Consider the following 10,267-nt stretch of genomic DNA (forward strand, 5'->3'; position numbering starts at 1 on the left):
CGTCCGCCACGCCGACCGCATCTACGTCCTCGACCACGGCACCATCACCGAACAAGGCGACCACCACACCCTCATGGCACTCGACGGCCTCTACGCCGACCTCTACACCCTCCAGGCCAGCGCCTACCGGTGACCGCCGTCAGGCTAGGATCCGCGATCCGATGCGCAGTGTCGGCACTTGATACGCAGTGAATGCGCAAATCCGCGTCCCCGTGCGCAACCATTCCGGAGCGTAACGGCTCAACGCTCCGGATTGGGTGTCCTGTCACCTGACTTGAGGCCAGTCCCATCGATCACGAGGCGTCCCGCCGTTTGTCTCACTTATCTGAGTCATGATCGCGGAGTTCGCCTTCGAGGAGGCCCATGAGGATCATGTCGTGCCACTTGCCATCACGGCGGAAGCACTCGCGGACGCGGCCCTCCTCGACGAAGCCCACCTTCTCGTAAACCCGGCGCGCTGCTGTGTTGTCTGCCGCGAAGTCCAGGGTGATCCGGTGCAGGCGCATTTCGTTGAAGCCGTACCTGCACATCAGGCGCATCGCCTCAGTGGCGTAACCACGACCCCAGACATCCTTCTCGCCGAGCTGGATATCCAGCTCAGCATTTCCGACCTCCGGCTTCGCGTCCCTGAGCCGAACGAACCCGACAGCGCGCTGATCGTGGAGCGACTCGATGATAAACCGGCAATTCTCGTAGCTGTTGCGCGGTGCCGCTGCCAGCCGCTCCTGTGCCTGCACGAACGACTCGGGGTAGCCGCTGCTCATCCAGCGCACCACCTCGGGGTCATGGCTCCAGCGCCATATGCTCTCGAAATCCGTGGGTTCGACGGCGCGTAGGCGGACAAGCTTCCCAGTCAGCATCGCCAAGTTCTACCAGCGTTCAATCCGGACAATCAACTCGATTCCCTGGCCCTATGAAGATCAGACTGACCACGCCGAGAAACGAGGAGATGCCTCCTGATCGGTGAGACACGCACCTTGCGGACCGTCTCATCGAACTTGAGGCACCGCACGCCAAAGGCGTTCCATGCCTCAGATTGAACGAGGTAGAACATCGGTGTTATGGGTGCAGCGGTGTTTCGCCCGCCGCATGGTGCGATACATGACACTACGGAGCGCAGGCGGGGCATCGCCCTCAGCGTCCGTTAGATACCTCGACGAGTCCGTACGGGAAATCTGTCTCGAAAGACTCAGGATTGCGGACTTTGCGGAATCTGCGCCCTGGCGTCTGCCCGAGAACTCAACACCAGCGAAAACCTCGTCACGAAGCTATTGCGCCACTATGGCATTCCTCGACGGCCAGCCGGCGGGTGCTCCAACCCGTTCGCACCGCTTGATGTCCCCCCGTCTCCCGCTATGAAGACCGTCAGCCACACCAGAAACTGTCTTGCCCGTCTTCGTCACCTCACCAACATGCCGGGCCATATGAACGTATCTGCGGCAGTCTCCGCGCTCGGAGTCGCTCAAAGCACCCTCAGCTTCCAGCTCGCCAGCACCGAGCACACCATCGGTTTCGCCATCATCAACCGCACTCAACACTTGGCGCCCACCGAGGCCGGACACGCATTCCTTAGCGAAGCACGACACCTTCTGAGACTCCTGGAAGAACACGCTAAGTAACCAGAGTCGACGCCCAAACCAGGATCGATTGCTCATCGACTGAGGACAGCTGGATGCTCACGCACCCCGGATTTTCGATTTTCGTGTTTCCGCGGGAGCCGATGCGCAACGAATCCCGGACCGTACAGTCAGGCCGCCTTGTCCGCGGGTGCGGGAACCAGTCGCAGGTTGCCGGGCCTGGCCTGCTCGTCGGGGAAGACCCACTTCCGCAGCGCCCAGAAGCGGAAGACCATGGCGATCAGCGTGCCGATGAGCTGCGCGCTCATGAAGTCGGCGATCTCCTGGGTCAGCAGGCTCACCGCCGGGGTCTCCAGGCCGAACACGTACCGGGAGATCCAGAGCGGCGCGGAACTGAGCACCAGAGCGACCGCGCTGACCAGGAAGAACAGCGCCGCCTCAGGCCGGCGCTGGCGACCGCCCCTGGTCCGGAACGACCATTCGCGGTTCAGCACGTAGGACACGATCGTCGCCACGAGCACCGCGATGATCTTCGCGGTCACCGGCTTCGGCTCCAGAACGGTCAGCTTCAGCCCGTAGAACAGCGTGTTGTCCACCAGGAACGCCGTTCCACCCACCACCGCGAACTTCACCAGTTCACGATGCCTCAACACGAGGGCGCGCAGCGGTCCGGGCAATCTCGCGAGTACTGCGTCTGCTGTTCGGAGCACCCTCGATCTTCTCACCCGCCGACGACTCCCCGCGCCCCGACCGCGCATCCCGGGCCCGGGGGTCACACGTCGATCGTCGTGCGGAGTTCCTCGTCGATCTCCCTGACGAGGGTCTGGCGGTCCGACTCGCCGGGCTCGCGCATCCCGCCCGGGAAGTAGAACAGCTCGCGGCCGTGGGAGCGGGTCATCAGCACCCGATGGTCGCGGACCAGGACCCAGGCCACCTTCTCGCGCACCGCGTCACTGTCGCCCGGTGTCCTGATCGCCATGGCCGAAAGCCTAGCCGGACCCGGTCCTGGCGACGGCCGCGAACAGCGGGGCTCCGGGGTCGTAGCGGGCGCCGGTCAGGTCGCCGAGGATGTCGACGGCGGTGAAGCCGGCGCCGTTCAGCTCGGCGGTCAGCTCCGCCGGGGTGAAGTACCGGACCCAGTTGTAGAAGGTCCTGCGCCGCTCCTCCTCCACGATCTCGTACTTGTCGAGGGAGACGCGGGCCCGCTCGTAACGGAAGGTGTTGTGGAAGCCGAAGTAGGGCCGGGCCGACCAGAACCCGTCCATCAGCGACGGGGCGTAGACGGCCCGCTCCTCGACCGCGTCGAAGGCGGGCGGGGCGTCCACGTCGAAGGCGAACGCACCGCCGTCCGCCAGGTGCTCCCGGACGGTGCGCAGCAGCGCCCGGCGCGCGGCGGGCGCCAGCGCGCAGTAGTCGCGCATCACCATCAGGACGAGGTCGTAGCGTTCGGCGTCGCGGTAGGAGAGGTAGTCCTGGCACAGGTACCGGATCGTGCGGCCGTCCTCGCGGGCGGCCGTGACGGCGTGGTCGAGGGAGCGCCGGGACAGGTCGAGCCCGGTGACCCTGGCTCCGGTACGCGCGATCCGCCCGGTGTACAGCCCCGGGCCGCACCCGAAGTCGGCCACCCGCCTGCCGTCGCGCAGGTCGAACCTGTCCACGAGCCACGCGCTCACCCGCTCGACCACGTCGATCCGGTTGGACGCGCTGTCGAGGTGCGGGTCGAGGTGGGCGGCGAGCATGCGCCCGGAGATGTGCTCGTCGGTCCACAACTCCGGCGTGGTGACGACGGAGAAGACGCCGGGACGGGCGTTGACGGCGCGCAGCTCACCGAACACGAAGGAGGCGGCCCCGGTCACGCGACCGCCGCGCCCGGGGCGTCGCGGCCGGCGCGGCGGCGCGACACGGCGGCGCACGAGCCCTTCATCGGCCGCTCCGGATCTGGTCGGGGACACTTCCGCGGTCATGGTACCGGCGCCCCGGACGCCGCGCCGATTCGCTCAAAGTAGTTGATCAAACACGTAGAGTGGCGGAGAAGGCACCATCGCTCACGGAAGCAGGAGGCATTCCTTGAACGTCCGTCACCTCACCCTCGCCGTCGCCACGACCGCCGCGCTCGTGCTGCCGGCCACTCCCGGCCATGCCGCCGACACCATCGAGATCCCGGCCGGCCAGACCTCCTGCCCGGACGGCTACGTGTGCCTGTTCCGCGACTACGACTTCCAGGGCGGCGGCTACGGGGTACGCTCCGGCGACTCCCTGCCCTGGCTCGGCGACCTCGGCTTCAACGACCAGATGTCCTCGTGGGCCAACGACTCGGGCCGGACCTACTGCTGGTACTCCGACGCGTCCTTCGCGGGCGAGCGGCACGTCATGCAGAACGGCTACCGCGTCAACGTCCTGCCGCGGGAGAACGACACCGCCTCCTCGCTCGCCCCCTGCTGACCGGGCGCGGCTCAGTCGCGGGTCACGGCCGAGCCGTCGCAGCGCGGGTCGGAGGCGGCGCGGAAGCCGTCGCCGGCCCGGCGGACGAGCTGGCCGTGGCCGACCTCCTCGTCCAGCTCCGTCCCGATCGTCACCGGGAACCCGGCCGCCCTGAGCGACGCGACGGTCCCGTCCGGCACTGTGGACTCGGCCGCGACCGTCCCGGCGGGAGCGTCCACCTCCAGGCCGCCCACCACCCAGCGGGGGTGGCGCAGCGCGGCGGCGGGGTCGTCGCCCGCGTGCAGGCGCAGCGCGAGCTGGGCGTGGATCTGCGGCTGGGCCTTGCCGCCCATGGTGCCATGCGCGCCGCTGAGGACGCCGTCGCGGCGGGTGAGGACGGGCATGAGCGTGTGCGCCGGCCGCTTGCCACCCGCCAGGCGGTTCGGGGCGCCGGGCGCGAGGTCGAAGAAGGCCCCGCGGTTGTGCAGGATGACGCCGGTGACGGGGTCGAGGATGCCGGAGCCGAAGGAGTGGAACAGGCTCTGGATGAGGGAGACCGCGTTGCCCGCGCCGTCGGCGGCGACGACGGCCACGGTGTCGCCGCTGGGCCGCGCGCCCGCTCCGGCCCGGCCCGCTCCGCAACCGCCCCCGGCGAGCACCTGCTCGGCGAGCGCGTCCAGGTGCGCGCCGCCGAGCAGCGTCCCCACGGGGACGTCGGCGTGGCGGGGGTCGGCCAGGTGGCGGTCGCGGTCGCGGGAGGCGGCCTCGAAGACGCGGGCGAGCAGCCCGGCGCCGGGCGAGTCCGGCAGGCGGTCGATCAGGCCCAGGATCTGCAGCAGGTGCAGGCCCTGGGAGTTCGGCGGCGCGGTGAGGTACTCCTCGCCGCGGAAGACGGCCGACAGCGGCTCGGCGACCTCGGTGGCGTGGCGGGCGAGGTCCTCGGCCGACAGGGGCGAGCCCATCGCGCGCAGCCGGGCGGCCAGGCCCGCGCCGAGCGCGCCGGCGTAGAAGGCGTCCGGGCCCTGCTCGGCGACGGCGGACAGGGTGTCGGCCAGCGCCGGTTGCACGAGGGGACGCCCCTCGGCCAAGGGCTGCCCGCCGGGGAAGAAGATCTCGCCGATGCCGGGGTCGGCACGCAGGTGCTCCGCCTCCAGCCGCAGGGCCGCGGCGACCCCGGGCGCGGTGGGGACGCCTTCGCGGGCGTACCGGATCGCCTGCTCGAACAGCAGGCGGAACGGCAGCCGCCCGGCCAGCTCGGACAGCGTGGCCCAGCCGGCGAGCACACCCGGGACGGTCACCGTCAGCGGGCCGGTGACCGGCATGCTCGCGAGGCCGAGCGCGTCCGGGTCGGCGGCCAGCGGGGCGGCGCCGCTGCCGTTCACCGCCAGCACCCGCCCGTCCGGCCGGGCCACCAGGGCGATGAGGTCGCCGCCGAGCGCGCACTGGTGCGGGTAGACGACGGTGAGCGCCACGGCGGCGGCGAGCGCGGCGTCCACCGCGTTGCCGCCCGCCAGCCACGCCCGTTCGCCCGCGTGGGTGGCGAGGGCGTGCGGCGCGGCCAGCCCGAAGGCCGAGGGGGGAGGAGTCATGCGGGACGCCTTCGTGGTGGTGGGCTGGTGAGGGCGCCGGCGATGGCCTGGCGCACCTCCGACAGGTGGTCGGCCATGGCCTGTTCGGCCTGCTCGGCCTCGTGCGCGCCGATCGCGGACAGCACCCGCCGGTGCGCCCGCAGCGAGGCGGTCAGGCGGTCGGCGGTCTGGTAGCCGGGGTCCCTGGACGGCTCGACCCACGCGTTGGTGACCTCGAGCAGGCGGGTCAGCAGCGGGTTGTGGGCGGCCTCGGCGACCGCGACGTGGAACTGCCCGTCCAGCCGTACGACCTGGGCCAGGTCGCCGCGCCCGTGCGCGGCGCGGGCACGGGCGAGCAGGTCGGCCAGCCGCTGGACGTCGGCGTCGGTGGCGCGGGCCGCCGCGCGGGCGGCGACCGGGGGCTCGACCGCCGCGCGCAGATCCATCACCTCGTACGCCAGCCGCGACGCCGCGCTCATGTCCCCGAGCTGGTGGGCGCGCAGATCGGGGCGCATGGGGCCGGTGACGACGGTTCCCCTGCCGGGCCGCCGATCGACCAGGCCGCGCAGTTCCAGCTCACGCAGCGCCTCGCGGACGGAGGCGCGGGAGACGCCGAGCCGGGCGGCCAGATCGCGTTCCGCGGGGAAGCGGGTCCCGGGGGCCGGCCGGTCGTCCTCGATGAGGCGCTGGAGGGCGGCGGCGAGCCGGTGCGGGCCCTGGAGCGCGTCGGCCGCGAGCAGCGACCAGTCGATCGACATCGATCAGCCGTCGATCTCCACCGCACCGGTCCGGCCAGTGTCGATCTCGGCGGTGTTGATCTCGACGGTGAGCCACGTCTCGAAGCTGCTGCGCCGGGCCAGGCTCATGACGCCGATCGTGGCCCGCCCGCCCAGGCCCGCCTCGGGGCCGAAGACCTCGCGGAACAGGTCGGTCGCGCCGGAGGAGACCTTGTGCACGTCCTCGAACTCCGGGGTGGTGACCACGAAGCACAGCGAACGCACCAGGGACTTGACGCGGTTGAGCGAGCCGAGCGCGTAGCGGATGCCGCCGAGGCAGTTCAGGGCGGTCAGGCGGGCGGCCTCGTAGCCCTGCTCGACGGTGAGGTCGGCGCCCAGGCGGCCGGGCAGGCGCACGTTGCCGTCGGCGTCGTCGGCCGTGTGGCCGCCGAGGAACAGCAGGTCGCCGGTGATGTGGTGGGGCTTCATCGAGCCGTAGTCGGCTCCGTAGTAGGCCCTGGAGGAGAAGTCGGGGATCTCCAGGCCGAGCTCGCGGACACGGGATTCGGGGTCCAACATGATGCGCTCTTCCTGCGAGGGGCGGCCCTGCCGGTGGGCCCGTACGGACCGGATGGTCCGACCAAGTTGGAGACATTTTTCGGGCAACCACCCCCGCACTGTCAACCCATGGACGCGCAAATTTCGGATATTGGCCGCCCAAAGCATCAGTTCGCCCGCTAACAGCGAATGAATCCGCAGTGTTATCCGCCAAGTCGCCACGAAATCCGTAGAAACCTTGACAAACGGACGAACACCACGACACGGTGACCCCGAGGCCGTCATCGCCGGAGAGCCTCAGCGTCCGACCAGGTCGTCCCGGGCACCGTCACGCTCTCTGGAAGGCACTCCTGTGACCCCGAACGGCCCCGTTCCTCTCGACGTCTCCTTCACCGACGACCCACGGGTCGTCAAGGAGGCGGCCAACGAGGACTACTCCACCCACATCGTCCCGCTCACCTGGCGCAGCGGCCGCCTCTCACTCGCCATGACCTGGTACGCCGTGGTCAGCGGCATGTTCTACCTGGTCACCGCGGCCACCCTGGCGGTGGTCGTCGGCACCGTGGACACGCTGATCGGCATCGTGCTGGCCGTCGCCTGCTTCGGCGCCGTCAACTACGTGCTCTCCCGGTACGCCGCCCGCACCGGCCTGACCGTGGCGCTGCTGTCGCAGCGGCTGTTCGGCTACGCCGGATCGGTCCTCGCGCCGCTCGTCCTGGCCGCCACCGCGATCTACTACGCGGTGTTCGAGGGCTCGGTGATCGCGCACGCGCTGCACGCCTACACCGGCGTCCTGGACATCCGCGTCTGGTACGCCATCGCCATCCTCAGCAACCTGCCCCTCGTGATCGGCGGCGTGCGGCGCTGGCTGGACAAGTTCAACGGCGCCCTGCTGCCGCTCTACTGGATCGGCCTGCTCGTCGCCGTCGCGCTGGCCGCGGTCGAGTTCCCGCCCACCGGCTGGCTCACCTACGTCCCGGCCACCCCCGCCGACCTGGGCGCCCCCGGCTGGCTGTACGCGTTCTTCGTGTACATGGGCGTCTTCGTGTTCATGATGTACACCGTCGACTTCGCCCGCTTCGGCAAGCCCGAGGACAGCCGCTTCCACGGCGTGGTGACCTTCGGCCCGGTCTTCTACATCTTCGTCTACCTGGCCAACGGGCTCATCGGGATCTTCCTGGTGCTCGCCTCGCGCACGACCGGCGCGGTGACCGAGACCGCCGTCGGCGACATGATCATCGGCCTGATGGGCTTCTGGGGCCTGGTCGTCGTCTGGCTCACCCAGTCGCGGATCAACACGGCCAACTACTACGTGGCCTCCACGAACCTGGAGGCCATGGCCACCCGCGCGTTCGGCGTGCGACTGCCCCGTGTGGCGGCGCTCGGCCTGGCGGGCGTGGTGACGTACCTGATCATGCTGACCGACGTGCTCAGCTACGTGCTCGTCGCGCTGGCCTGGCAGGGGGTGTTCGTGGTGGCCTGGGTGGGCGTCGTGCTGACCCACATCGTGCTGCACCGCCACGGCGACCGGGACGGCCTGCCGGAGTTCCGCCCCGGCCGCGTCGTCACGCTCGCGCCCGGCGCCGTCGTCTGGCTGGTCGCCTCGCTGGCCGGCATCACCGTGTACGAGTTCACCGGCGTCTTCGGCACCACCTGGTCCGCACCGCTGACCCTGGTGCTGAGCGTGGTCCTGTACGTGGCGGCCGACCGGATCGGCGGACGCGTCCTGCTGGCCAGGAGGCACGACCCCCGGGACGAGGTGACCGACATCTGGGAGGCCCGGGTGCGGTGTCACCGGTGCGACCACTCGTACATCGCCGCCGAGATGGACCGCGACCCGTCCGTGGCCGGGCAGCCGGCCATCTGCGCGGACTGTGCGGGCCGCAACCGGGCCTTCCGCCGCGCCGCCGTCGCCGAGGCCCGCGAACTGGCCACCGCCGCCGGCACGCCCCTCGCCCCGCGTGCTTCCCTGCCTTGATCCGCCACCGCGTACGCCTGTCGTGGACGGCCGGGCGGGCACCATCGCTTTCCCGGAGTCGGGAAATTTGACCAGGAATTGCCCCAAGGCATTCGCGCCCGAGCTCGGCGGGTCGCGTTACCGCAGGACACGCGTGTGATCGATGATCATCAAAAGAACGGAGGCCCCAAGCGCGATTGGATCACCCCGCGGGTGGGAATCCCATCACGGTACCAAGCGTTAGACACCGTGGGAGACAGACCCCCCACGCAAGGGGGCCCTGTAGGAGGCATTTAGACATGGGCGAGCGCGCGCTTCGTGGCACCCGGCTCGGGGCAACCAGCTACGAGAACGACCGTAACACGGATCTGGCCCCGCGCCAGGAGGTGTCCTACACCTGTCCCAAGGGCCATCACTTCGAGGTTCCGCTTGCCGCCGAGGCCGAGATCCCCGCGACCTGGGAGTGCCGCATGTGCGGCGCGACCGCGGTTCGGGTGGACGGCGAGCAGCCGGAATCCAAGAAGACCAAGCCCCCGCGGACACACTGGGACATGCTTCTGGAGCGACGGTCCATCGAAGACCTGGAGGAGGTGCTCAACGAGCGGCTCGCGGTCCTGCGGGCTCAGCGTCGTAAGAGCGCCTGACCTCCTCTCACGGTGAAACCCCCGGGCAGTGCACTGCCCGGGGGTTCTTACTGTTCCGTCCGGCCTGAGGGCCGGTGGCTCAGGAGTCGCGTTCCTCGCGGATGACCTCGCCGTGCACCACCCGGCCGCCCTGCGGCACGTTCGCGCCGGGGTCCGCGCCGGGGGCACCCGAGGACGGCGGGTAGAGGTTCGCGTACGGCGATCTGGCGGCCATCCGCTCCATCCGCCGCTCGAAGAACCGCGAGCCCAGCCGGCGCATCATCGGCCGGGTGAACGGCATCAGGCACAGCAGCCCGACCACGTCGGAGACGAGCCCCGGCACCATCAGCAGCACGCCGCCCACCATGATCACGCCGCCGTCGGCCAGCTCGCGGTCGGGCATGCGGCCGGTCTGCACGGCTGACTGCAGCGCCTGCCAGACCCGCCGCCCCTCACGGCGCACCAGCCAGCCGCCCAGCAGGACGCCGGCGATGAGCAGGGCGACGGTCAGGGGCCCGCCGATCACCGACCCGACCTGGATCAACAACCAGATCTCCAGGACGGGTACGAGAAGGAAGGCCAGGAAGAGCAGGAGCCGCATCGTTTCCTCGATTCGCACACGTGCGTTACAGCAGGAACAACGCTGGGAGAGCGCCGGGCGTTCCGGAAGAGGCGGCGAATCGGGGAGGTCCCGGACTCCACCCCGGAGCCGCCTCCATCACCAAGCGAACCCCAGCCCCCAAACGAACCCCGACCACCAGGCGACCCCAGTCCCAGGACGAACCCCGACCACAGGGCGGGCCTGAGTCACAGGGTGGGCCTGAGTGACGTCGGTGGTCCCAGTGGG

At 70.1% G+C, this 10,267-nt stretch carries 12 protein-coding genes; 4 read left to right on the forward strand and 8 right to left on the reverse strand.

Translation table 11 applies throughout. The features are described from left to right. Positions 1 to 317 precede the first annotated feature (317 nt). A complete protein-coding gene (locus FAF44_RS49040) occupies positions 318 to 860 on the reverse strand; it encodes a GNAT family N-acetyltransferase (RefSeq protein ID WP_237110347.1) in 543 nt (180 codons plus the stop codon). 495 nt (positions 861 to 1,355) lie between these two features. Between FAF44_RS49040 and FAF44_RS56550 the strand changes: the two genes are divergently transcribed. Beyond that, on the forward strand, positions 1,356 to 1,619 hold the full coding sequence (locus FAF44_RS56550; RefSeq protein WP_368857798.1) for a LysR family transcriptional regulator: 264 nt from the start codon (positions 1,356 to 1,358) through the stop codon (positions 1,617 to 1,619). A gap of 128 nt (positions 1,620 to 1,747) precedes the next feature. Here the strand turns inward: FAF44_RS56550 and FAF44_RS49045 are convergent, their stop codons facing one another. The 3 genes from FAF44_RS49045 to FAF44_RS49055 all read right to left on the reverse strand — a co-directional run bounded on the left by FAF44_RS49045 (position 1,748) and on the right by FAF44_RS49055 (position 3,490). Then, positions 1,748 to 2,209 (reverse strand): GtrA family protein, encoded by a 462-nt coding sequence (locus FAF44_RS49045; RefSeq protein ID WP_237110348.1) that lies wholly within the window; start codon positions 2,207 to 2,209, stop codon positions 1,748 to 1,750. A 140-nt stretch (positions 2,210 to 2,349) separates the two neighbouring features. Beyond that, positions 2,350 to 2,556 (reverse strand): NUDIX domain-containing protein, encoded by a 207-nt coding sequence (locus FAF44_RS49050; RefSeq protein ID WP_237110349.1) that lies wholly within the window; start codon positions 2,554 to 2,556, stop codon positions 2,350 to 2,352. Positions 2,557 to 2,566: 10 nt separating this feature from the next. Beyond that, entirely contained in the window at positions 2,567 to 3,490 is a 924-nt protein-coding gene (locus FAF44_RS49055; protein WP_237110350.1) for a cyclopropane-fatty-acyl-phospholipid synthase family protein, read from the reverse strand. 154 nt (positions 3,491 to 3,644) lie between these two features. On the opposite strand from FAF44_RS49055, the gene FAF44_RS49060 reads away from it, so the two are divergent. Next, positions 3,645 to 4,019, forward strand: a complete 375-nt coding sequence (locus FAF44_RS49060) for a peptidase inhibitor family I36 protein (RefSeq protein WP_237110351.1) — start codon at positions 3,645 to 3,647, stop codon at positions 4,017 to 4,019. An 11-nt stretch (positions 4,020 to 4,030) separates the two neighbouring features. Here the strand turns inward: FAF44_RS49060 and FAF44_RS49065 are convergent, their stop codons facing one another. Genes FAF44_RS49065 through FAF44_RS49075 form a run of 3 tightly spaced genes read right to left on the reverse strand, consistent with a single transcriptional unit; the run spans position 4,031 to position 6,861 of the window. Beyond that, positions 4,031 to 5,587 (reverse strand): gamma-glutamyltransferase family protein, encoded by a 1,557-nt coding sequence (locus FAF44_RS49065; protein ID WP_237110352.1) that lies wholly within the window; start codon positions 5,585 to 5,587, stop codon positions 4,031 to 4,033. Further along, positions 5,584 to 6,324 (reverse strand): FadR/GntR family transcriptional regulator, encoded by a 741-nt coding sequence (locus FAF44_RS49070; RefSeq protein ID WP_237110353.1) that lies wholly within the window; start codon positions 6,322 to 6,324, stop codon positions 5,584 to 5,586. The genes FAF44_RS49065 and FAF44_RS49070 overlap by 4 nt, the downstream gene beginning before the upstream one ends. Before the next feature lie 3 nt (positions 6,325 to 6,327). After that, positions 6,328 to 6,861, reverse strand: a complete 534-nt coding sequence (locus FAF44_RS49075) for a RidA family protein (RefSeq protein ID WP_237110354.1) — start codon at positions 6,859 to 6,861, stop codon at positions 6,328 to 6,330. A gap of 331 nt (positions 6,862 to 7,192) precedes the next feature. On the opposite strand from FAF44_RS49075, the gene FAF44_RS49080 reads away from it, so the two are divergent. Next, positions 7,193 to 8,818 (forward strand): cytosine permease, encoded by a 1,626-nt coding sequence (locus FAF44_RS49080; RefSeq protein ID WP_237110355.1) that lies wholly within the window; start codon positions 7,193 to 7,195, stop codon positions 8,816 to 8,818. A gap of 278 nt (positions 8,819 to 9,096) precedes the next feature. Beyond that, positions 9,097 to 9,441 carry an RNA polymerase-binding protein RbpA gene (locus FAF44_RS49085; RefSeq protein WP_090931221.1) on the forward strand — a complete coding sequence of 115 codons (345 nt, stop codon included), beginning with the start codon at positions 9,097 to 9,099 and terminating at the stop codon, positions 9,439 to 9,441. 79 nt (positions 9,442 to 9,520) lie between these two features. On the opposite strand, the gene FAF44_RS49090 is transcribed toward FAF44_RS49085, so the two are convergent. Then, on the reverse strand, positions 9,521 to 10,021 hold the full coding sequence (locus FAF44_RS49090; protein WP_237110356.1) for an FxsA family protein: 501 nt from the start codon (positions 10,019 to 10,021) through the stop codon (positions 9,521 to 9,523). Positions 10,022 to 10,267: the final 246 nt, after the last annotated feature.

It is taken from the genome of Nonomuraea sp. MG754425 (assembly GCF_021699195.1).
Classification (GTDB): Bacteria; Actinomycetota; Actinomycetes; order Streptosporangiales; family Streptosporangiaceae; genus Nonomuraea.